This is a genomic window from Serratia sp. CY38905, assembly GCF_052168875.1.
GTDB classification, from domain to species: Bacteria; Pseudomonadota; Gammaproteobacteria; order Enterobacterales; family Enterobacteriaceae; genus Serratia; species Serratia sarumanii.
Genome location: NZ_JBJNLV010000001.1, coordinates 861,689 through 882,171, shown reverse-complemented (window position 1 = coordinate 882,171; position 20,483 = coordinate 861,689). Strand labels below are relative to the sequence as shown.

At 61.0% G+C, this 20,483-nt stretch carries 22 protein-coding genes; 13 read left to right on the top strand and 9 right to left on the bottom strand.

Annotated features, from left to right (window positions below):
* The 4 genes from ACJ8MK_RS04440 to ACJ8MK_RS04425 all read right to left on the bottom strand — a co-directional run bounded on the left by ACJ8MK_RS04440 (position 1) and on the right by ACJ8MK_RS04425 (position 3,475).
* Complete coding sequence (locus ACJ8MK_RS04440) at positions 1-426, bottom strand: PAS domain-containing protein (RefSeq protein ID WP_033647052.1); 426 nt, start codon at positions 424-426, stop codon at positions 1-3.
* 222 nt (positions 427-648) lie between these two features.
* Positions 649-2,355, bottom strand: a complete 1,707-nt coding sequence (dld, locus tag ACJ8MK_RS04435; protein WP_197840686.1) for a D-lactate dehydrogenase — start codon at positions 2,353-2,355, stop codon at positions 649-651.
* A gap of 125 nt (positions 2,356-2,480) precedes the next feature.
* The gene (gene map, locus ACJ8MK_RS04430) at positions 2,481-3,275 is read right to left on the bottom strand and encodes a type I methionyl aminopeptidase (RefSeq protein WP_047568762.1); all 795 of its coding nucleotides are present in this window, start codon (positions 3,273-3,275) and stop codon (positions 2,481-2,483) included.
* A complete protein-coding gene (locus tag ACJ8MK_RS04425; RefSeq protein WP_006324220.1) occupies positions 3,272-3,475 on the bottom strand; it encodes a ParD-like family protein in 204 nt (67 codons plus the stop codon). The genes map and ACJ8MK_RS04425 overlap by 4 nt, the downstream gene beginning before the upstream one ends.
* A 168-nt stretch (positions 3,476-3,643) precedes the next feature.
* On the opposite strand from ACJ8MK_RS04425, the gene ddlA reads away from it, so the two are divergent.
* Positions 3,644-4,747: a D-alanine--D-alanine ligase gene (gene ddlA / locus ACJ8MK_RS04420; protein WP_442517534.1), complete on the top strand. Its 1,104-nt coding sequence runs from the start codon at positions 3,644-3,646 to the stop codon at positions 4,745-4,747.
* 34 nt (positions 4,748-4,781) lie between these two features.
* Here the strand turns inward: ddlA and ACJ8MK_RS04415 are convergent, their stop codons facing one another.
* Positions 4,782-5,561 carry an ABC transporter substrate-binding protein gene (locus ACJ8MK_RS04415; RefSeq protein WP_442517533.1) on the bottom strand — a complete coding sequence of 260 codons (780 nt, stop codon included), beginning with the start codon at positions 5,559-5,561 and terminating at the stop codon, positions 4,782-4,784.
* Between the two features lie 34 nt (positions 5,562-5,595).
* A complete protein-coding gene (locus tag ACJ8MK_RS04410) occupies positions 5,596-6,750 on the bottom strand; it encodes a pyridoxal phosphate-dependent aminotransferase (RefSeq protein WP_442517532.1) in 1,155 nt (384 codons plus the stop codon).
* A 118-nt stretch (positions 6,751-6,868) separates the two neighbouring features.
* On the opposite strand from ACJ8MK_RS04410, the gene ACJ8MK_RS04405 reads away from it, so the two are divergent.
* From ACJ8MK_RS04405 to ACJ8MK_RS04395, 3 genes are all read left to right on the top strand, one after another.
* Positions 6,869-7,789 (top strand): LysR substrate-binding domain-containing protein, encoded by a 921-nt coding sequence (locus ACJ8MK_RS04405; RefSeq protein WP_033653469.1) that lies wholly within the window; start codon positions 6,869-6,871, stop codon positions 7,787-7,789.
* A 112-nt stretch (positions 7,790-7,901) separates the two neighbouring features.
* Positions 7,902-10,199 carry a beta-glucosidase BglX gene (gene bglX / locus ACJ8MK_RS04400; RefSeq protein WP_041033989.1) on the top strand — a complete coding sequence of 766 codons (2,298 nt, stop codon included), beginning with the start codon at positions 7,902-7,904 and terminating at the stop codon, positions 10,197-10,199.
* Positions 10,200-10,274: 75 nt separating this feature from the next.
* Positions 10,275-11,198 carry a DUF7916 family protein gene (locus ACJ8MK_RS04395; RefSeq protein ID WP_041033990.1) on the top strand — a complete coding sequence of 308 codons (924 nt, stop codon included), beginning with the start codon at positions 10,275-10,277 and terminating at the stop codon, positions 11,196-11,198.
* Here the strand turns inward: ACJ8MK_RS04395 and ACJ8MK_RS04390 are convergent.
* Positions 11,195-11,332, bottom strand: coding sequence for a hypothetical protein (locus ACJ8MK_RS04390; protein WP_223182132.1), 138 nt, complete (start codon positions 11,330-11,332; stop codon positions 11,195-11,197). The two genes, ACJ8MK_RS04395 and ACJ8MK_RS04390, sit on opposite strands and share 4 nt — an antisense overlap.
* A gap of 40 nt (positions 11,333-11,372) precedes the next feature.
* Positions 11,373-11,507 carry a hypothetical protein gene (locus ACJ8MK_RS04385; RefSeq protein ID WP_262926962.1) on the bottom strand — a complete coding sequence of 45 codons (135 nt, stop codon included), beginning with the start codon at positions 11,505-11,507 and terminating at the stop codon, positions 11,373-11,375.
* 546 nt (positions 11,508-12,053) lie between these two features.
* On the opposite strand from ACJ8MK_RS04385, the gene ACJ8MK_RS04380 reads away from it, so the two are divergent.
* The 5 genes from ACJ8MK_RS04380 (at position 12,054) to ACJ8MK_RS04360 (ending at position 16,170) form a co-directional block, all read left to right on the top strand.
* Complete coding sequence (locus ACJ8MK_RS04380) at positions 12,054-12,446, top strand: hypothetical protein (protein WP_038879962.1); 393 nt, start codon at positions 12,054-12,056, stop codon at positions 12,444-12,446.
* Between the two features lie 186 nt (positions 12,447-12,632).
* Entirely contained in the window at positions 12,633-13,682 is a 1,050-nt protein-coding gene (locus ACJ8MK_RS04375) for an ABC transporter substrate-binding protein (RefSeq protein WP_126191858.1), read from the top strand.
* Positions 13,679-14,680 (top strand): FecCD family ABC transporter permease, encoded by a 1,002-nt coding sequence (locus tag ACJ8MK_RS04370; RefSeq protein ID WP_049195866.1) that lies wholly within the window; start codon positions 13,679-13,681, stop codon positions 14,678-14,680. The genes ACJ8MK_RS04375 and ACJ8MK_RS04370 overlap by 4 nt, the downstream gene beginning before the upstream one ends.
* Entirely contained in the window at positions 14,673-15,452 is a 780-nt protein-coding gene (locus ACJ8MK_RS04365; protein ID WP_060418324.1) for an ABC transporter ATP-binding protein, read from the top strand. The genes ACJ8MK_RS04370 and ACJ8MK_RS04365 overlap by 8 nt, the downstream gene beginning before the upstream one ends.
* Positions 15,445-16,170, top strand: coding sequence for a substrate-binding domain-containing protein (locus tag ACJ8MK_RS04360; RefSeq protein WP_197838946.1), 726 nt, complete (start codon positions 15,445-15,447; stop codon positions 16,168-16,170). Before ACJ8MK_RS04365 ends, ACJ8MK_RS04360 begins: the two co-directional genes overlap by 8 nt.
* Before the next feature lie 28 nt (positions 16,171-16,198).
* Here ACJ8MK_RS04360 and ACJ8MK_RS04355 read toward each other — a convergent pair whose 3' ends face one another.
* The gene (locus tag ACJ8MK_RS04355) at positions 16,199-16,999 is read right to left on the bottom strand and encodes an alpha/beta fold hydrolase (protein ID WP_077791438.1); all 801 of its coding nucleotides are present in this window, start codon (positions 16,997-16,999) and stop codon (positions 16,199-16,201) included.
* A 236-nt stretch (positions 17,000-17,235) separates the two neighbouring features.
* On the opposite strand from ACJ8MK_RS04355, the gene ACJ8MK_RS04350 reads away from it, so the two are divergent.
* From ACJ8MK_RS04350 to ACJ8MK_RS04335, 4 genes are all read left to right on the top strand, one after another.
* Positions 17,236-17,991 (top strand): CDP-diacylglycerol diphosphatase, encoded by a 756-nt coding sequence (locus ACJ8MK_RS04350; protein WP_165790342.1) that lies wholly within the window; start codon positions 17,236-17,238, stop codon positions 17,989-17,991.
* 170 nt (positions 17,992-18,161) lie between these two features.
* Entirely contained in the window at positions 18,162-18,686 is a 525-nt protein-coding gene (locus ACJ8MK_RS04345; RefSeq protein WP_049212833.1) for a MarR family winged helix-turn-helix transcriptional regulator, read from the top strand.
* The gene (locus tag ACJ8MK_RS04340) at positions 18,683-20,014 is read left to right on the top strand and encodes a c-type cytochrome (protein WP_442517531.1); all 1,332 of its coding nucleotides are present in this window, start codon (positions 18,683-18,685) and stop codon (positions 20,012-20,014) included. The genes ACJ8MK_RS04345 and ACJ8MK_RS04340 overlap by 4 nt, the downstream gene beginning before the upstream one ends.
* A 16-nt stretch (positions 20,015-20,030) precedes the next feature.
* On the top strand, positions 20,031-20,483 hold the full coding sequence (locus tag ACJ8MK_RS04335) for a (2Fe-2S)-binding protein (protein WP_060438970.1): 453 nt from the start codon (positions 20,031-20,033) through the stop codon (positions 20,481-20,483).

Below are 20,483 nucleotides of genomic sequence, written 5' to 3'. Positions count from 1 at the left end.
TTACTTGTCGTAGTGGTTGTCGAACTGTTCTTTGGCGAATTCCACCGATTCGAAGTCGGTCATCAGATCGTTGATCACGCGGCGGATGCTGATATAGGCCGCGATATTGCCCTGGGCGTCATACAGCGGTTGCACTGTGGTGTCGACCACGTACAGCACGCCGCCTTTGCCGACGTTCGGAATGATGCCGGTCCAGATGCCGCCCGCCTTGATGGTGTCCCACATCGCTTTGTAAACCGCTTTCGGCACGGAAGGGTGGCGCACGATGCTATGGGGCTGGCCCACCAGCTCTTCCCGGGAAAAGCCGGTCAGTTGGCAAAACAGATCGTTGACGTAGGTGATGGTGCCCTGCAGATCGGTGGTGGAGATCACCATCACTTTATCGAGCGCGGCTAACAGCTGGGCGGAATCGAGGGTCTGACTCATGGTAGGTTCCTTCTCATTAACAACTTCGCGGTGATTGCCACGGCGGATGCCATGTATCCGTCATGACAGTTTTGTAATTGATTCTCATTTGCGATGAATGGTAATCGGGAAATTTATAAGTTGCAATAAAAATGCATCTTTAAGGGCGCAGAAAGATCACGATGAGGCAGGCAGGGGAGAGTAGGCCCGCGCCGGGTGCGGCGGCGGGCCAATCGGGCGGTCTTAGCGGGGGCCTTCGGCCCAGCCTTTGCGTTTACTGGTTTTGCCGATGCCGGGGTTGAAGCTGTTGGTCGGATCGGCGGCGCGGTAGAACGCCTGCAGATCCGGTTTGGCGTGATACAGGTGGCCGACGTTATGCTCCGCCGGGTACTCGGCGCCGCGCCGGTTGAGGATCTCGAGCATCTTTTCTTTCAGCGCGTGGCTGTCGACGCCTTTTTTCACCACGTAGTCCTGATGGAAGACGTGGCACATAAAGTGGCCGTAATACAGCTTATGCACCAGCTGGCTGTCGATTTCCGGCGGCAGCGTTTCAAACCAGTCGGTGTCGTTGCGGCGCAGGGCGATATCCAGCGCCAGAATATCCTCCACCTTGTCGGCGTGCACCGCATGGTAGCGCACGGCGGCGCCGGCGGCGGCGAAGCGGTGCAGGAAGGCCTTTTTGCCTTCGTCAGGTGTGCAGGCGAAGAAAGCGCCTTCGGCCTGGGCGAAGTACTCGGTCAGGTAGCGCTGCGCTTCGTCTACGCCGGGGCCGGCCATCTTCAGCAGCAGGTGATGTTCGAAACGTTCGCGGTAGTCCTTCATGCGCTTCGGCAGGTGGCTCGGCGCCAGATGGCTCAGGCCCTGCATCAGCCGGTCGGTCAGGTTGTGCGGCAGCAGCGGCAGCTTGTTGAGGCTGGCGTCCATACGGCCTTTCAGGGTGAAGAAGCGCGGCATCTGATCGGTGCCGAGCTTGTCGATCATCATGAAGGTGTCTTTGCCGTAGACCTCGGCGATGTCGAAGATATCGCGGTGCATGTACTCACCGGCCACCGGCAGATTGTCGAACTGGCTCAGCATGTGGCGGCGCAGCTCGGTCAGCACCGCTGTGTCGTTGGTGCCGATATAGAATACCTGCTCTTTGCCTTCTTTCTCGAAGGTGTCGAGCCGCACCGCGAACACCGCCAGCTTGCCGGCGCAGCCGGAGGCCTCGAACAGGCGGCGTTTGTCGGCGTTAAAGCGGGAAGGGGTATCGGCATCGACGTCGCGCACCCGGCTGGCGTACTCGTTATCCGAGGCGCGCAGCTCGCCGTATTCGACGTCGGTCGGGCGATAGTCGCCTTTTTCCAGCCGGGTGAGGATCTCTTCCGGCGTGTCGCCGAGGCGGATGCCCAGATGGTTCACCAGGCGCAGCTGGCCGTCTTCCCCTAGCTGGGCGTACAGCGCCATTTCGGTATAGGCCGGGCCGCGTTTCACCAGCGAGCCGCCGGAGTTGTTGCACACGCCGCCGATCACCGAGGCGCCGATACAGGAGGAACCGATCACCGAATGCGGTTCGCGGCCGTAGGGTTTGAGCAATTTCTCGAGGTGGTGCAGGGTGCTGCCGGGGAAGCCGACCACCTGCTTGCCGTTGTCCAGCACCTGAATATGGTCGAGGCGCAGGGTGCTGACGATGACGATGTCGCGATCATAGTCGTTGCCGCTGGGGGTCGATCCTTCGGTCAGGCCGGTATTGGCGGCCTGCATGATGACGATTTTGTCGGCGGCCACGCAGGCCTGCAAAATGCGCCACAGCTGCAACAGGCTGGTGGGAAACACCACCGCCAGCGCCTGGCCTTCGCCGGAGCGGAACCCCTTGCGATACCGCTCGGTGTTGCGATCGCCGGTCAACAGCTGCGGGCCGCCGACGATGTCCTTGAGCTGATTGATAAACGCCTGATTGCCTGACTGCATGCTGTCTGTCTCCCTGTCATCCCCGTCACTTTAACCGCGGCGCCGGAGTGCCGCATATAAGCTAAGAGGTTATCAATTAAATAACTTATTAAGCTATCAGCTTGCCAGGCTAATGGCTTGCGGGTTTAGTACCGCTCGGCGTAGCCGGCCCGGCGCTCTTCGTCGCGCAGCGTCAGGATCTCCACGCCGTCGGCGGTGACCGCCACGGTGTGTTCCCACTGCGCCGACAGTTTTTTGTCGCGCGTCACCACCGTCCAGCCGTCTTTCTTCTGCTTGATACGGCGGTCGCCCTGGTTGATCATCGGCTCGATGGTGAACACCATGCCTTCCTGCAGCACCAGACCGCTGCCGGGTTGGCCGTAGTGCAGCACCGCCGGTTCTTCATGCATATCGCGGCCGATGCCGTGGCCGCAATACTCCCGCACGATGCTGTAGCCGGCCTGCTCGGCGTGCCGCTGGACGGCATGGCCGATATCGCCGAGGGTGGCGCCCGGTTTCACCGCGCGAATGCCCTGCCACATCGATTCATAGACGTTGTTCACCAGCCGTTTGGCCAGCGGCGTCACCTGGCCGATGCAGTACATTTTGCTGGAGTCGGCGATGTAGCCGCCGTTTTCCAGCGTGATGTCCACGTTGACGATCATGCCGGAACGCAGGATTTTGCTGGCCGACGGCACCCCGTGGCACACCACGTCGTCGATTGAGGTGTTGAGCACATAAGGGAAATCATACTGCCCCTTGCTGGCCGGGCGCGACTTCAGCTCTTCGACGATAAACGCCTCGGCGCGGTCGTTGATCTCCATGGTGGAGATGCCTTCGACGATGACCTCATCGAGCATAGCAAACACTTTCGCCAGCAGGGCGCCGGAATGGCGCATTTTGGCAATCTCTTCCGGCGTTTTAATCACAATCTGTTTCACCCGACAATCTCCTTCAGCGTCAGCGCGTTATCTTTCATCATTTTTTTTACCAGCTGCGGGTAGGTCAGTTCCGGATGGAACTCCGCCAGCATGCCGATCTTGATCCAGTACTCGGCCTGCGCGTTGATCGAACGCGTCATGGTCAGGCTGGCGAGGCGCAGATCGTCATGCAGCGCGTCTGAAATTTTTACGATGCCCATCGGCGTCTCCCTAAGTGAACGATATACGAAGTGTATACGTTTAGGATGGTCGCGATGTGGCATTCTGTGGCGTAAGAAGATTCTGGCAACAACGATTGCCGCCGCCAGGCAATGCGTTTATTGTGATAAACGACTTTTTTGCCATGATTTTTCAGAAGGATTTAAGGCGTGACTAAACTACGTGTTGGGGTGATTTTTGGCGGTAAATCGGCGGAGCATGAGGTGTCGCTGCAGTCGGCCAAAAACATTGTGGATGCAATCGACAAAGAGAAGTTTGACGTCACGCTGCTGGGGATCGACAAACAGGGGCAGTGGCACATCAACGACGCCTCCAACTACCTGCTCAACGCCGAGAACCCGGCGCTGATCGCGCTGAACCGCTCGAACAAGAACGTGGCGCTGATCCCGGGCCAGGAAAAACAGCAGCTGATCGAAGCGGGCAGCGCCAGCGCGTTGGGCCAACTCGACGTCATCTTCCCGATCGTGCACGGCACGCTGGGGGAGGACGGCTCGCTGCAGGGGCTGCTGCGCATGGCCAATATGCCGTTCGTCGGCGCCGGCGTGCTCGGCTCGGCGGTCAGCATGGATAAAGACGTGACCAAGCGCCTGCTGCGCGACGCCGGGCTGGCGGTGGCGCCGTTCGTCACCCTGACCCGCGCCAACCGCGCCGGATTCACGTTTGAGCAACTGAGCGAGCGCCTCGGCCTGCCGCTGTTCGTCAAGCCGGCCAACCAGGGCTCGTCGGTCGGGGTCAGCAAGGTGGAAAACCGCGCCGAGTTCGACGCGGCGGTATCGCTGGCCTTCAGCTTCGATCACAAGGTGCTGGTGGAGTCGGCGATCGTCGGCCGCGAGATCGAGTGCGCGGTGCTGGGCAACGACGATCCGCAGGCCAGCGTGTGCGGCGAGATCGTGCTGAGCGACGCCTTCTATGCTTACGACACCAAATACATCAATGAGCAGGGCGCTCAGGTGGTGGTGCCGGCGGCAATCGCGCCGGAAGTGAGCGACCACATCCGCGAGGTGGCGCTGAAGGCGTTCCGCGCGCTGGAGTGCTTCGGCCTGGCGCGGGTGGATGTGTTCCTGACGCCGGACAACCAGGTGGTGATCAACGAGATCAACACGCTGCCGGGCTTCACCAACATCAGCATGTATCCCAAGCTGTGGGCCGCCAGCGGCGTCAGCTACCAGGCGCTGATCACGCGCCTGATCGAATTGGCGCTGGAGCGCCACCAGCAGGATCGCGCGCTGAACAGTTCGGTGTTCGATCGCTAAACGCGGCAGGGGGCGGCGGTGCCGCCCCCGTCCATCACTTCACCGTCACGTCGATATCGCCGAAATACTTCTTCGACAGCGTCGTCACCGTGCCTTGCTGTTTCACTTTGGCGATGGCGGCATCCAGTTTCTTCTTCAGCGCCTCATCCCCTTTACGCAGGCCGAAGGCGATGCCTTCACCGAGGATCTTGTCGTCGCGCACCGCCTCGCCGACGAAGGCGAAGCCTTTGCCGTCCGGCTGCGACAGGAAGCCGCTTTGCCCCGAGGGCGCCATCACCAGCGTGGCGTCGAGCCGACCGGCCGCCAGATCGAGATAAACCTGATTCTGATCCTGGTAAGACACCACGTCCACGCCCGCCGGCGCCCAATGGGTTTTGGCGTAAATCTCCTGAATCGAGCCTTGCAGCACGCCCACGTGTTTGCCCGCCAGCGCTTTGGCGTCCGGCAGCAGGCCGCTGCCGGCCTTGGCGATCAGGCGGTTCGGCACCTGATAGATGGCGTCGGTAAAGGCGATCGCCTGGCGCCGCTGTTCGGTCACGTTCATCGCCGAGTTGATGGCGTCGAACTTGCGCGCCTGCAGCGCCGGGATCAGGCTGTCGAACGAGGTTTCCACCCAGCTGCATTGCAACTGCGCGGCGGCGCACACCGCGTCGCCCAGTTCGATGTCGAACCCTTCCAGTTTGCCGCTGGCGGATTTGGATTCGAACGGCGGATACAGCGCTTCCAGGCCGAAGCGCAGGCTGTTTTCCGCCGCCAGCGAAGCGCCGGCGGCCAGCAGGCATCCGGCGGCGAACAGCGTTTTCAATGCTTTCATAGGCAGTGCCCCTTTCCCATGGTTGGACAAAAAATCACACCTGGCTCAGGCGGCGCGCGCCTTCCAGCAGGGTCTCGTTATCTTTGGAAAAACTCAGCCGGATAATGCCGGTATCGGTGCCGTCACTGTAGAACGCCGACAGCGGGATCGTCGCCACCTTCGCTTCGCGGATCAAGCGCACGGCGAAATCATTGTCGCTTTCGTGACTGAAGCCGCTAAAGCGGGCCAGCATGAAGAAGCTGCCGCGGCTGGGCAGCAGCTCAAAGCGCGAATCCTGCAGGGCGCTGGCCAGCAGATCGCGCTTTTGTTGATAAAACGCCGCCAGCCCCAGGTAGCTCTGCGGGTTGGCGAGCGCGGTGGCGAAGGCGTGCTGCATCGGCGTATCGGCGGAGAACACCATAAACTGGTGCACCTTGCGGATCTCGTCCATCAGCGCCGCCGGCGCCAGGCAGTAGCCGACGCGCCAGCCGGTGACGTGGTAGGTTTTACCGAACGACGACACGATCACGCTGCGTTCCGCCAGCTGCGGGTAGCGCGCCATGCTGTGGTGAATATCGCCGTCGAACACCACGTGCTCGTAGACCTCGTCGGACAGGATCACGATGTCGGTGTCACGGGTCAGGGCGGTCAGACGTTCGATGTCGTGCGCGTCAAACACCGCGCCGGTCGGGTTGTGCGGCGTGTTGACGATGATCATGCGCGTTTTGCCGTTGATGGCGGCGGCCACTTCGTCCCAGTCGACGCGAAAATCCTGCAACGACAGCTTGATCGCCACCGGCGTGGCGCCCTGCAGGCGCACGATCGGCGCATAGCTGTCGAACGCCGGTTCGAAATAGATCACCTCGTCGCCGGGATGCACCAGCGCGCTGATCGCCGAGTACAGCCCTTCGCTGGCGCTGGCGATCACCGTGATTTCTTCGTCGGCGTCATAGCGTGCGCCATACAATCGTTCAGCTTTTTCCGCCAGAGCAGCACGTAACGCCGCCACGCCGCTCATCGGCGCGTATTGGTTATGACCTGCGCGCATGGCTTGCGCCGTCGCCTCGATCAGCTGCGGGTCACCGGCGAAGTTGGGCGCGCCCTGCGACAGATTGAGGGCCTGATGTTCGGCGCTGAGTTGGCCAATGACGGTGAAAATGGTGGTGCCGACGTCCGGCAGCTTCGAGCGGGATGAGCAGGCGCTCTGCATGATGGGCTCCAGGCAAACAGGGAAGTGTTGAGCGATTAAGCATCAGGCGGCGTAGGCGGACAAGGGAAAGTTTGTCATACTTGTCATGCACTACGATCATACCTAATCGAGGCCCGCTATGCCGATATCCCTGCCGTCGCTCGACGTGTTGAAAACCTTCGTGGTGGTGGCGCAACGCCTCAACTTTACCCATGCCGCCCGGCAGCTGCACCTGACGCAGGGGGCGGTCAGCCGGCAAATCCTCGGGCTGGAACAGCGCCTGGGCTATCCGCTGTTCAGCCGCCAGGCGCGCGGTTTGGCGCTGACGCCGCAGGGCGCGCAGCTGTTGGCGCCGGTGCAGCAGGCGCTGGGGCAGTTGGACGAGGCGCTGACGCGGGCCGCCGCCCCGCCGGGGGCGCTGCGCATCAAATGCCCGACCTGCGCCATGCGCTGGGTGCTGCCGCGCATCATTCGCCTGCAGAATGAACGGCCGGACATGCATATTGAGCTGACTGCTTCGGTGTCGCACGGTCTGGATTTCAGCACCGAGCAGTTTGACGCCGCGGTGGTATTCGGCCGGCCGCCGGGCAAAAAGCTGAGCGCGCACCTGCTGTTCGACGAAATCCTCACGCCGGTCTGCACGCCGACGTTCCTGCCGCCAACGCCCCGGCTGGCGGACTTGACGGACAAAACCCTGCTGCACCCGACGCGCGATCGGCGCGACTGGCTGCGCTGGCTGAAGGCGGCGGGGGCCGATGCGCTGCCGTCCGGCAAGGCTCAGCATTTCGATACCCTCGATCTGGCGATGAGCGCCGCACTGCAAGGGTTTGGCATCGCCATCGGCGATCTGTGCCTGCTGGAGGAGGATATTCAGGCGCGGCGTATCGTCACGCCGTTCCCGCTCTGCGTCAGCAGCGGCGCGGCCTATTATTTGGTCTATCCTGAACGCGGGGCGCCATCGCCGGCGCTGGCGCAGTTTATCGATTTCCTGACGGCGGAGGCCGCCGACAGCCGCGCCCGGCTGCAGAATTACCTGCCGATAACCTGTAATGCTTTGTAAACATTAACGATGCGAATTACCTTGGCGATGAAACAGAGTGTGGCAAACTGTTTCTTCACTCCGATTAAACTCCGCGGCGTTGGCGGCGGAAACACGCCTGAGATAAAACAAGATGAAATGGCTTTGTGTGGTGAGTATGTTGTCCGGTCTGGCCCTCAGCCCGGCTTTTGCGCAGGAAACGCCGATAACGCAGGGCATGCACGCCCAGCAGCGCGAGGCCTTCGTGTCCAATTTGATGAAGCAGATGACGCTGGAAGAGAAGATCGGCCAGCTGCGGCTGATCAGCGTCGGGCCGGATAACCCGAAAGAAGCGATCCGCGAGGGCATCCGCAAAGGGCAGATCGGCGCCATCTTCAATACCGTTACCCGGCCGGATATCCGGGTGATGCAGGATCAGGCGATGCAGCTCAGCCGCCTCAAAATCCCGTTGTTCTTCGCTTATGACGTGGTGCACGGTCAGCGCACCGTGTTCCCGATCAGCCTGGGGCTGGCGGCCAGCTTCGATCTGGAAGCCATCGCGCTCAGCGCCCGGGTGGCGGCGCAGGAGGCCAGCGACGACGGCCTGAACATGACCTTTGCGCCGATGGTCGATATCACCCGCGATCCGCGCTGGGGGCGGGTCTCCGAAGGCTTCGGCGAAGACACCTGGCTGGTGTCGAAAATCGCCAAGGTGATGGTCGACGGTTTCCAGAACGGCGACCCGGCCAAACCCGGTTCGGTGATGGCCAGCGTCAAGCACTTTGCGCTGTACGGCGCCGTCGAAGGCGGCCGCGATTACAACACTGTCGACATGAGCCCGCTGCGCATGCATCAGGACTATTTGCCGCCTTATAAAGCGGCGGTGGATGCCGGCAGCGGCGGGGTGATGGTGTCGCTCAACGCGATCAACGGCGTGCCGGCCACCGCCAACCCGTGGCTGCTGAAAGATCTGCTGCGCGACCAGTGGGGCTTTAAAGGCATCACCATCAGCGACCACGGCGCAATTAAAGAACTGATTAAACACGGCGTGGCCGCCGACGCGCGCGACGCGGTGCGGCTGGCGATCACCTCCGGCGTCGACATGAGCATGAGCGACGAGTTCTACGACAAATACCTGCCGGGCCTGGTGAAAGACGGGCTGGTGGCTGAAAGCGATATCGACCGCGCCTGCCGCGACGTGCTGAACACCAAGTACGACATGGGGCTGTTCACCGATCCGTATGTGCATCTGGGGCCGGCGGGGGCCGATCCGCAGGACACCAACGCCGAAAGCCGCCTGCACCGCGCCGAGGCGCGGGTGGTGGCACGCAAAACGATGGTGCTGCTGAAGAACGATAAGCAGACGCTGCCGCTGAGCAAACAGGCGACCATCGCGCTGGTCGGGCCGATGGCCGACAGCCAGCGCGACGTGATGGGCAGCTGGTCCGCCGCCGGGGTGGTCAAGCAGTCGGTGACCCTGCGCGAAGGGCTGGAGCGGGCGGTGGGCGACAAGGCGCGCATTCTTTACGCCAAGGGCGCCAACGTCACGCAGGATAAGGGCATTATCGACTACCTGAACGAGTATGAGCCGGCGGTGGCGTTCGATACCCGTTCGCCGCAGCAGATGATCGACGAAGCGGTACAGGCGGCGAACAAGGCCGACGTGGTGGTGGCGGTGGTGGGGGAATCGCAGGGCATGGCGCATGAGGCCTCCAGCCGCGCCGACATCACGATCCCGCAGAGCCAGCGCGATCTGATCGCCGCGCTGAAAGCCACCGGCAAGCCGCTGGTGCTGGTGCTGATGAACGGCCGGCCGCTGGCGCTGAGCTGGGAGAGCGAGCAGGCGGACGCGATGCTGGAAACCTGGTACAGCGGCACCGAGGGCGGCAACGCGGTGGCGGACGTGCTGTTCGGCGACTACAACCCGTCGGGCAAGCTGCCGATGACCTTCCCGCGCTCGGTCGGCCAGATCCCGATGTACTACAACCACCTGAACACCGGCCGCCCGTTCGGCAAGGAGAATCCGGGCAAGTACACCTCGCGCTACTTCGATTCGCCGAACGGCCCGCTGTATCCGTTCGGTTACGGCCTGAGCTACACCACTTTCAGCCTGTCGGACCTGACATTGTCCAGCCCGACGATGGCGCGCAACGGCAAGCTAACCGCCAGCGTCACGCTGAAAAATACCGGCAAGTACGACGGCGCCACGGTGGTGCAGCTGTATCTGCAGGACGTGACCGCCTCGGTCAGCCGGCCGGTGAAAGAGCTGCGCAACTTCAAGAAAGTGACGCTGAAGGCCGGCCAGTCGCAGCAGGTTGAGCTGCCGATTAGCGAAGACGATCTGAAGTTCTACAACGCCAGCCTGAAATGGGGGGCGGAGCCGGGCAAATTCAACGTGTTCGTCGGCCTGGACTCCGACAACGTGCAGGCGCAAAGCTTTACGCTGAAGTAACCCTGTCCCCCTCGTTCGCCGCGCTGAGCGAGGGGGCATCTATTCATTCCCGCTAACGTCATCGGAGCTTGCCTCATGAAACGCTATCTGGACTGCAGCGCCAGCGATCTGGCCGATATCGGCAAAGCCGATCTGCTCTATGCCATCCGCGCCAGCGAAGGGCGCATCTTGGTCAGCGAAACCATCGCGGTCACTCAGCCGCTGCTCAATAACGTCACCAACGCCGAGCTGGCGGCCAGCCAGGGCGCCGACCTGCTGCTGCTGAACCTGTTCGACGTCGACCAGCCGCACATCGCGGGGCTGCCCGCCGACGTGCCGCCGCAGGAGGCGCTGCGCACGCTGCAGCGCCTGACCGGGCGGGTGATCGGGGTGAACCTGGAGGCGGTCGATCCGGCCTTCGCCACCGAACATAACGATTTCTGGCAGATGACGGCGGGGCGTGCCGCCACCGCCGAGAATGCGCGCAAGCTGTATCAACTCGGCGCGCGCATGCTGGTGCTGACCGGCAACCCGAACAACGGCGTCAGCAATCAGGCGATCGCCGCCGCGCTGAAAGCGATCCGTGATGAGGTGGGCGACGAGATGGTGCTGGTGACCGGCAAGATGCACGGGGCAGGTATCGTGCGCGAAAGCGGCAGCCAGCTGATCGGCGAGCAGGACATCGCGCTGTTCGTGGAGAACGGCGCGGACATCGTGCTGTTGCCGGCGCCCGGCACCATTCCCGGCATGTCGCAGGAGAAAGTGGCGGCGCTGATCGCTTATGCGCAGCGGCAGGGCGCGCTGGCAATGACGGCGATCGGCACCTCGCAAGAGGGGGCCGACGTGCAGACCGTGCGGCAGATTGCGCTGATGAGCAAAATGGCCGGGGCGGACCTGCACCATATCGGCGATACCGGCTATCTGGGGCTGGCGCTGCCGGAAAACATCTTCGCTTACAGCGTGGCGATTCGCGGCGTGCGCCACACCTACAGCCGCATGGCGCGCTCGGTGAACCGCTAAGCCCGGGGTTTTTGCGCCGTCACGATGCTGAAATAGCCGAGCGACGGCAGCACTTGAGCAGGCCCGACGTCGCGCAGCTGGTCGCCGATTTCCCTGCCGGAGTATTGGCGGCCCTGCGTCCATCCCATCATCATCAGGCCGTATCCCGCGGCGGCAGACCGAACACGATGCCCGTCAGCGCGCCGGCCAAACGCTGCTGATCAAATCCCAGAAATAACGCGGTGTTTTTAACAAAAAGGGTTCCGCTTCCGGCGTAAGATGAAATGTTTCGCCGTCTCTGGCGATCAATTTCAATGCTAATAGCGCCATGATCAACGTTTCCGCCGGGCGTCTTTCCACATTGGCCTGAGCGCATATATCGGTCAGGTTGCGGGGGGCAGAGCAATAAACTCAAAGATGCCCAGGCGATGCGCGATAAGCACCGCTGGATAGAGATATAAATTCATCGTGATATCGAGAAGGGTTTTTCGTCGCATTGTGGCGGCCGGAGGGCATGGTTCATGTGAATCCCCTCCCACTAAGGCATGACGCGTCTTAACAGGCTATGCCACGCCGGTGGTTTTGGCAAAGGGGGCGCGCAATTGACCGCAGGCCAACGCTTATTTTGTAAATAATTCCTGGTCGAGATTATTTTTACTATGAATTGAGCGCGGCCAATGCCGAACGTGAAAAAATGACAGCGGGCGGAGATTATTACCCCAGTATGCGTTTTTATTTTATTGAGGCTTAACTTAATCACCGCTATTAATACATTAGGGTTGTGTTAATCTAGGCCGCCGTTATACCGTAACGATATTCACACTGTATTTGTGAATGATTAAAAATTAAATAATTCATTATTAAAACGAGTTAACAATGAAAAAAAGCATTCTGACCGGCATGATTGCCGCGACTCTGGGCCTGTTCAACACCGCTAACGCTGAAGGGATGGATCCTGCCGCATTGAAAAACGTCTATGACATCACGCGCAATACCGCCGGGTTGATGTCCTACTGCGTCGATAAAGGCTTCCTGAAAGCCGACAGCATCGACAACGCCAAGAAAATGGTGGCCTACGTGGCGGCTATTCCCGGCGGCGTCGACACCCGCGACGGCGACAAGCGCGAAGCGATGGGCCGCGAAGGCAATGTGCTGAACGACGACGGCAAAGTGGTCGCGTTGGAAAAAGAAGCGCCGCAGGGGCTGCAGGCATGGTGCCAGCAGGCTGACGAAGGGATCCGCCAGGGGCTGACGTCTATCGGTCAGTAAGTCTTCTTCACGCGCCCTTACAGGGCCGATGGGATCCGTCGCCACACCGGCGGATCCGCTTCCAGGATCGCATTCACGCCTCGTTTTACCTCCCGAGTACCCGCATCCGGTTTGATCCCGCTGATTGTTTCGCCATGCACATCGCTATATTATTTGCTATACAACGATAACCAATCGGTCACTGCCATGTTTAACTTTCTCCCGCGCCTGCTGTTGGCGCTTGTTTTGTTTTCCACCGCCGCCCAGGCGGATCGCCAGGTCACCGATCAGCTCAATCGCCAGGTCACGCTGCCCGATCGCATCACCCGCGCGGTGGTGCTGCAACACCAGACGTTGAACCTGTTGGTGCAGCTTGATGCGATGCCTCAGGTGGTCGGTGTGCTCAGCAGTTGGAAAAAGCAGCTGGGGCCAAACTACCTGCGGCTGGCGCCGACGTTGGCAACCCTGCCGATGCCGGGCGATCTGACTTCGGTGAATATCGAGAGCCTGCTCGGCCTGCATCCGCAGGTGGTGTTCGTGGCCAACTATGCGCCGCCGGAGATGATTGCGCAGATCGAACGAGTGGGCATTCCGGTGGTGGCTATCTCGCTGCGCCGCGAGGCGGCCGATCAGGCGGGTAAAATGAATCCGCAGCTGAGTGATGAGGATCGGGCCTATACGCTGGGGCTGCAGGACGGCATTCGCCTGATCGGCGAAGTGATGTCGCGTCAGCCTCAGGCCGAAGCGTTGATTAAGGACGTCATTCAGCAGCGCGCGTTGGTCGCCGAACGGCTGCGCGATCTGCCGGAAAATCAGCGGGTGCGGGTATATATGGCCAACCCCGATCTCACCACTTACGGCGCCGGCAAGTATACCGGGTTGATGATGCGGCACGCCGGTGCGCTCAACGTGGCGGCGAAGGAAATTCAGGGGTTTAAACAGGTTTCTATCGAGGATGTCCTGAAGTGGGATCCGGCGGTGATTTTCGTGCAGGAGCGCTACCCGGACGTGGTGCAACAGATCCTGACGTCACCGCAGTGGCAGCCGATCGACGCGGTGAAGAATAAGCGGGTCTACCTGATGCCGGAGTATGCCAAGGCCTGGGGGTATCCGATGCCGGAGGCGATGGCGTTGGGTGAGTTGTGGATGGCGAAAAAACTTTACCCGCAGCGTTTTGCCGATATCAATCTGCAGCAGCGGGTCGACGCTTACTATCAACGTTATTACCGCGCCACCTGCTGCCAGAGCGGGCAATGAGGCCGGGCTGGCTGGCGTTGTTGACGCTGTGCTGCGCGCTGTTTTCGCTCGGCGTTGGCCGCTTTCAGGTGCCGATGACGCACAGCCTGATGATTTTGCTGGAGCCGTTCACCGGGCAGCATTATGCCGGCATCGATGCTATCCAACGCCAGGTGATCCTGGGCGTGCGCGTGCCGCGAGTGCTGTTGGCGATGGGCGCCGGCGCGGCGCTGGCCCTGTGCGGCGCGGCTTTGCAAGGCGTCTTTCGCAACCCGCTGGTCGACCCGCATATCGTCGGCGTGTCGTCCGGCGCGGCCTTTGGCGGCACGCTGGCTATCCTGCTCAGCCTGCCGTTGGCGGCACTGCTGCTGTCGGCTTTTGTTTTCGGCATGGCGGCGCTGCTGCTGATTTTCACTCTCACCAGCGCCATTGCGCGGCGCAATATTCTCTCTTTGGTACTGGCGGGGGTGATCCTCAGCGGCTTCTTCTCAGCCTGCGTCAGCCTGATGCAATATCTGGCGGATACCGAAGAGAAACTGCCGAGCATCGTGTTTTGGCTGCTCGGCAGCTTTGCCACCGCCGATCGGCAAAAGCTGCTGATGCTGTTTGTGCCTTTGCTGTTGGCCGGCGGCTTGCTGTTGGCGCTGCGCTGGCGCATCAATCTGCTGTCGTTGGGCGATGAGGATGCCGGTGCATTGGGCATCAACGTTGAGCGCACCCGCTGGCTGATTTTGACGCTGTGCGCCGCCATCGTGGCCGCCCAGGTGGCGGTCAGCGGCAGCATCGGTTGGGTCGGCTTGGTGATCCCGCACGTGGCGAGGCGGCTGGTGGGGCCGGATCACCGGCGCCTGTTGCCGGCTTCACTTTGCCTGGGGGCCCTGTACATGCTGGTGATCGACGATTTGGCGCGCACGCTGAGCAGCAGCGAAATCCCGCTGGGCATTCTGACCGCGCTGATTGGCGCGCCGCTGTTCGCGCTGCTGCTGCGCCGCGCGCAAGTGAGAGGCTGGCATGACTGACACCTTATTGGCCGCCAGGGGCGTGAGGTTCGCCTGGCCGGGCGGGGCACCGCTGTTCCAGCATCTGGACATTCAGCTGCGGCGCGGCGAAGTGCTGGCGGTATTGGGCCCGAATGGGCGTGGCAAGAGCACGCTGCTGCAGCTGCTGTTAGGCAGCCTGACGCCGCAATCCGGCGAGATTGAGCGCCACGGTGAGATGGGCTTTGTCCCGCAACACTTTGCGCCGCCGTTCGCCTACCGGGTGCTGGATATCGTATTGATGGGTCGGGCGCGCCATGTCGGCCTGTTTCGTTCACCGTCAGCCGAGGATCATCGGCTGGCGAGAGAAGCGTTGCAGTCGTTGGATTTGCAGCACCTGGCAGAGCGCGAGTTTGGCAGCCTATCCGGCGGTCAACGTCAATTAGTGATGATCGCCCGCGCGTTGGCGATGCGCTGCGAGGTGTTGATCCTGGATGAACCGACTTCGGCGCTGGATCTGCATTATCAGGATCGGGTGTTGAGCCTGATGGCGAGCCTGGCGCGGGAGCAGCAGTTGGCGGTGGTGTTCTCTACGCATCAACCCAATCATGCTCACGCGGTGGCCGATCGGGCTTTGCTGTTGGGCAAGGAAGGGCGCAGCCGGCTCGGTGCCTGCCGCGAGGTGTTAACGGCGCAATCCCTGTCACCCCTGTTCGAGCTGGCGATCGAACGGGTGCCGCTGACGGTGGCGGGCCGCCGTTACGCGACGCTGGTGCCGCTGTATCGCAGCCAACTGGAGCGACATGATGAGTGATATCCTGCTGTTTGCCGCCGGCAGCCTGCGGCTGGCGTTTGTGCCGCTGCTGTCGGCGTTTCAGCGGCGCGCCGGGCAAAAAGTCACGGCGGAATTCGGCCCGGCGGGGTTGTTGCGCCAGCGGATAGAGAATGGCAAGCGGCCACAGCTGTTCGCCTCGGCCAACGTGGCGCACCCGCAAAGGTTGGTGGATCTTGGGATAGCGGGGGCGGTGCAGATTTTTGCGCGCAATCGGCTCTGTGTGACGGTACGCAACGTGCCGGCATTAACCGAACGTCCGCTGCCGCAGGTGCTGTTCGATCCCCACTGGCGCCTTGCTACCTCGACACCGGAGGCAGATCCTTCCGGCGATTATGCGCTGCAGCTTTTCGAACGCTGTGAGCAATACTGGCCGGGGCAAGGGGAAGCGTTGCGCCGCCGGGCGCTGCCGTTGGTTGGCGGCAGGGATTCTGCCCCGGTGCCGGCGGGCCGATTGGCAGCGGAATATCTGATCGCCGGCGGGCAGGCGGATATTTTTCTCGGCTACGCCAGCTATGCTCCGGCCTTAGCCGCCTACCCGACGTTGGCGGTGCGGCCGTTGGCGCCGCCGCTGGACATCGAGGCGGATTACGGTTTATGCCTGTTGGATGACGGCGCGCAGCGGTTAGCCGCATTTATCTTGAGCGAACAGGGGCAGGAAATCCTGAGCCGACACGGGTTTATGCGGCGCGCGGAATGACTCGCCGGGCCTGGCGGCCCGGAGAATGTTACCAGAACAGCGGGGTGGTGTTTTCAGCCAGAAACGCCAGCAGGGTTTCGTTGACCGCCGTCGGGTTTTCCTTGTTGCTGATATGCCCGGCGTTGGGGATCAGCACATGTTGACAGCCGAGAAGATCCGCCATGCGCTGGCCTTCCGCCGGCGGGCGCGGCTTATCCTGGGCGCCGGTGATGACGATGCTGGCGGCGGTGATGTTTTCCAGCAGCGCCAGCTTGTCGGGGCGACCGAAGATCATCCGGCCCAGCGGTACGATGCTCTCGCGCAGGCGATCGGCGGGCAGGCTCTGGAGCTGACACAACAGCGATTGCAATAAGGCGTCGGGGACGTCATCGGAATAAAACAGCGACGCGACATGTTCCAGCAGCGGCGAAGTGATGGCGCCGGCTTGCTCCACGGCGGCCAGCATGCCCATATAACGCTGCCGCGCCTCCGGCGTTTCGTCGCCCAGATAGCTGTCCATCAGCGCCAGCACCTTGACCCGTTCCGGCGCCAGCGCCGCCAGTTCGGCGCCCCACATGCCGCCGACGGACAGGCCGACGATGCCGAACTCTTCAATATCCAAGCGATCCATCAGCGCCAAATGATCGGCGGCGATATCCGACAGGCTGTTTCGCCCGGTCGGCAGCGCCGGTGAGTCGCCGTGGCCCCAGAGATCCGGCACGATCAGGCGGTAGCGTTTCGCCAGCGCTTCAAACTGCGGCGCCCACATGTTCAGATCGAACAGATAGCTGTGGCCCAGCAGCAACGGAAAGCCTGAGCCCACGTCGAGATAATGCAGGGAGTTGCCCATCGTTGGCATCTTATCGGTTCCTTATATAAAGAGAGTCCGGCTGCTTATATCACACTCATATTCTAACTGCGGTATTAATTTACCTTAAATTACTTAGGTAAACCCTTATTTTTAATTTTCCTTGATAACAAGATGTCAATGAAAGATGACGCTAAGGATAATATTCTGGTGACGATAAGCGCCTTGGTTTATGCTGGCGCTCCTTTCAAGATGGAATAGCTAAACAGGGAGTCACGATGAAAAGACTTTTCAGACTATTAATTATTTTGCTTGTCATTTTGCTACTGGCGGCGGTGCTGTGGTGGTTCTTTGGGCGCGGCAATCCGAATGCGCTGTGGCAAATCGTCAGCCAACAGTGCGTGCCCAATCAGCAGCAGAACGACGATCCGGCGCCCTGCTTAAAGGTTGATTTAACACAGGGTTATGTGCTGTTTAAGGACAGCAAAGGCCCCTATCACGATCTGGTGATGCCAACCGAAAAGGTCAGCGGCATCGAGAGCCCGGCATTGCAGACGGAGCACGCGCCGCCTTATTTCGCCCAGGCCTGGAATAACCGCGAACATATATCCGGCGAGTTGGGTAAGCCGTTAAAAGATGCGTGGCTTTCGCTGGCGGTCAATTCGAAATATGGCCGTTCTCAGGATCAGCTGCATATTCACGTTGCCTGCCTGCGTCAGGATGTCTATAACGCGCTGGGGCAACAGGCGGAGCAATTAGATCAGCAGTGGCGCCCGCTGGCGGTGAAATTGGTCGGCCACCAATATCTGGCCAGAAAATTGGCGGGCACCGATTTAACCCAGGAAGATCCTTTCCGTTTGCTGCACAACTATGTGGTCGAGCAGGGCGACAGCATCGGCAATTATGGCCTGGCGCTGGCGGTCAGCCCGCAGGGTGAGATGCTGCTGTTGGCCAACCGTTTGAAGTTGACCGACCTGAACCTGGGCTCGGCCGGCGAAATTCAGGACTACCACTGCGCGGTGGCGGGGAACTGAGTTTTTCTTATCGCTCCCCGCGTTGTCGGGGAGCAAATCTGTAAAAATGCGATATATCGCTCTGTATTAACTGGATTTTATTTTATTCCGCGACATCTGCTTGATCCTGTCATAACGTCCGATCTATTATTTGTTTGCACAAGCAAATAAATAATCGAGAGCAATCCGGTATGTCACAACCACGCAAACTTCCTGCTGCGCTGGGCATCCATCTGGATGTGACCAATCGCCTGTGGCGCACGGCGATGGACCAGTCGGTAAAAATGACCAATCTGACGCGCCCGCACTGGCTGGCGCTGAGTGCGATTGCCGATTTGGGTGATGGCTGCACCCTGAAAGACGTTTCCCAGCATTTGAACGCCGAAGTCTCGACGATGTCGCGTGCGTTGCTGTTTTTGGAAAAAAATCGGCTGATCGCTCGCGATGCCCTGTCTGAGGATAAGCGCGCTAAAGGCGTGAGAATGACCGCGGCCGGGCAGGAGATGCTGGCGCAGTTGGATCACTCCAGCCAACAGGCACGGCAAAAGCTGCTCAACGGCATTTCGGCCGGCGATCTGGAGGCTTTTTACCGCGTATTGTTTGGCATCAAACATAACGCGATAGCGATGCTCGAACAGGAAAATCTATTGCCGGACGAGTTTGCGCTGTTAGCGGAGGAGCGAGCAGGTGCGATGAAGCCGGAAGGTGAAGCGTGAACGGCCGCTGGCGGAGAGCACAACAGCTGTGCGTTATCGCGTTGGGGATCTTCTCCTGCCCGGTCTTCGCCAGCCAGAATGACCAACAGGTCATCGCACGCGGAAAATACCTGGCGATCGCCGCAGATTGCGCGGCTTGTCACCGCGGCAGCGCCCAACAGGACGCCCCCTACGTCGGCGGTTATGCCATCGCTTCGCCGATGGGCAATATCATCGCCAGCAATATCACGCCCGCCAAAGGAACCGGCATTGGCGACTACAGTGAGCCAGAGTTTCGCCGCGCGTTAACGCAGGGCATCCGGCGAGACGGCCAACCCTTGTATCCCGCCATGCCCTATACCGCTTATCGGGGGCTGAGCGATGACGATCTGCACGCGCTGTATCGTTATTTTATGGCCGGCGTCGCCCCGGTCGATCGCGCGGTGCCTGAGACCCAACTGGCGTTCCCTTTTTCCTGGCGTTATGCGATCCACGGCTGGAACTGGCTGTTTCTGAAAAAAACGCCCGTCGATGAAGACGTGAAAAAAGCGCGGGGTCGCTATCTGGTGGATGTTTTGGGGCATTGCTCGGCGTGCCACAGCCCGCGCAACGCGATGATGGCCGAACGCGACGATCGCTATCTGGCGGGCGGGGAGGCCGGCGGTTGGATCGCGCCGAATATCACCTCGGATCCCGTCAGCGGCATCGGCGGCTGGAGCAGGGAAGAGTTGGTGCAGTATTTGCGTACCGGGCGCAATGACAAAGCCCAAGCGGCCGGCGGCATGGCGGAGGTGGTGGAGCACAGCCTGCGTTTCCTGAGCGACGACGATCTCGACGCCATCGCCGACTGGCTTAAACAGACGCCGCCGATCGCCACCGCGCATGGAACGAAAGAGGCCTATGGCTATCAGGGAGGCGGTGAAGGCCGTGCCGCCGGGCAGGCGCTGTATGCCGCTGCCTGCGCCAGTTGCCATCGCCTGGGCGGCGAAGGCGCCTACGACGGCTATTTCCCTTCTTTGACACACAATTCCACCGTAGGCAGCGAGCAGGCCAATAACCTGATCATGGTGATGCTGCATGGCGTGCAGCGCCAGGGAGAGACGCTGCAAACCTGGATGCCGGGATTCGCCGACAGCCTGGATGACCGGCAACTGGCCGAGCTGGGCAATTACGTATTGCAGCAATTCGGCAATCCGGCGGTCAGGATAACGCCGGAGCAAGTGGCTCAGCTGCGGGCTGGCGGTGAGAAACCGTGGTTGATCGCGTCACTGCCTTATGTGTTTTGGGGCGGGGTATTGCTGGCATTGATCGTCATCGGGGCGTGGGTGAAACGTCGGGTGAAGCGTTGAGCGAGGAGAGAGTGGCATGAAGTTCAATCTGAACGGCCAGGCGGTCGAATTTAACGGCGAGCCGGATACGCCGCTGCTGTGGGTGATCCGGGAACATTTTAAGTTAACCGGCACCAAGTTCGGCTGCGGTATCGGCGCCTGCGGCGCCTGTACGGTACATGTCGACGGTAAGGCAGTGCGTTCATGTTGCTATCCGCTGCAATTGGTACGCGATCGGCAGGTGACCACCATCGAAGGATTGTCCACCGATCGCAGTCATCCGGTGCAGCAGGCCTGGATTGCAGAGGATGTGCCGCAGTGCGGCTACTGCCAATCGGGCATGATCATGGCGGTCAGCGCGTTGCTGGCGGAGCACCCGAAGCCGGACGATCGGCAGATAGATACCGGCCTGACCAATCTGTGCCGCTGCGCCACTTATCACCGTATCCGTGCGGCTGTGCACCGCGCCACCGACAAGGGAGAACCCTAA

Coding starts and splice junctions, on each gene's coding strand:
- ACJ8MK_RS04440 (WP_033647052.1), bottom strand. CDS start 426: ATGAGTCAGACCCTCGATTCCGCCCAGCTGTTAGCCGCGCTCGATAAA.
- dld (WP_197840686.1), bottom strand. CDS start 2,355: ATGCAGTCAGGCAATCAGGCGTTTATCAATCAGCTCAAGGACATCGTC.
- ACJ8MK_RS04425 (WP_006324220.1), bottom strand. CDS start 3,475: ATGGGCATCGTAAAAATTTCAGACGCGCTGCATGACGATCTGCGCCTC.
- ACJ8MK_RS04415 (WP_442517533.1), bottom strand. CDS start 5,561: ATGAAAGCATTGAAAACGCTGTTCGCCGCCGGATGCCTGCTGGCCGCC.
- ACJ8MK_RS04410 (WP_442517532.1), bottom strand. CDS start 6,750: ATGCAGAGCGCCTGCTCATCCCGCTCGAAGCTGCCGGACGTCGGCACC.
- ACJ8MK_RS04405 (WP_033653469.1), top strand. CDS start 6,869: ATGCCGATATCCCTGCCGTCGCTCGACGTGTTGAAAACCTTCGTGGTG.
- bglX (WP_041033989.1), top strand. CDS start 7,902: ATGAAATGGCTTTGTGTGGTGAGTATGTTGTCCGGTCTGGCCCTCAGC.
- ACJ8MK_RS04395 (WP_041033990.1), top strand. CDS start 10,275: ATGAAACGCTATCTGGACTGCAGCGCCAGCGATCTGGCCGATATCGGC.
- ACJ8MK_RS04390 (WP_223182132.1), bottom strand. CDS start 11,332: ATGATGATGGGATGGACGCAGGGCCGCCAATACTCCGGCAGGGAAATC.
- ACJ8MK_RS04385 (WP_262926962.1), bottom strand. CDS start 11,507: ATGGCGCTATTAGCATTGAAATTGATCGCCAGAGACGGCGAAACATTT.
- ACJ8MK_RS04380 (WP_038879962.1), top strand. CDS start 12,054: ATGAAAAAAAGCATTCTGACCGGCATGATTGCCGCGACTCTGGGCCTG.
- ACJ8MK_RS04375 (WP_126191858.1), top strand. CDS start 12,633: ATGTTTAACTTTCTCCCGCGCCTGCTGTTGGCGCTTGTTTTGTTTTCC.
- ACJ8MK_RS04370 (WP_049195866.1), top strand. CDS start 13,679: ATGAGGCCGGGCTGGCTGGCGTTGTTGACGCTGTGCTGCGCGCTGTTT.
- ACJ8MK_RS04365 (WP_060418324.1), top strand. CDS start 14,673: ATGACTGACACCTTATTGGCCGCCAGGGGCGTGAGGTTCGCCTGGCCG.
- ACJ8MK_RS04360 (WP_197838946.1), top strand. CDS start 15,445: ATGAGTGATATCCTGCTGTTTGCCGCCGGCAGCCTGCGGCTGGCGTTT.
- ACJ8MK_RS04355 (WP_077791438.1), bottom strand. CDS start 16,999: ATGGGCAACTCCCTGCATTATCTCGACGTGGGCTCAGGCTTTCCGTTG.
- ACJ8MK_RS04350 (WP_165790342.1), top strand. CDS start 17,236: ATGAAAAGACTTTTCAGACTATTAATTATTTTGCTTGTCATTTTGCTA.
- ACJ8MK_RS04345 (WP_049212833.1), top strand. CDS start 18,162: ATGTCACAACCACGCAAACTTCCTGCTGCGCTGGGCATCCATCTGGAT.
- ACJ8MK_RS04335 (WP_060438970.1), top strand. CDS start 20,031: ATGAAGTTCAATCTGAACGGCCAGGCGGTCGAATTTAACGGCGAGCCG.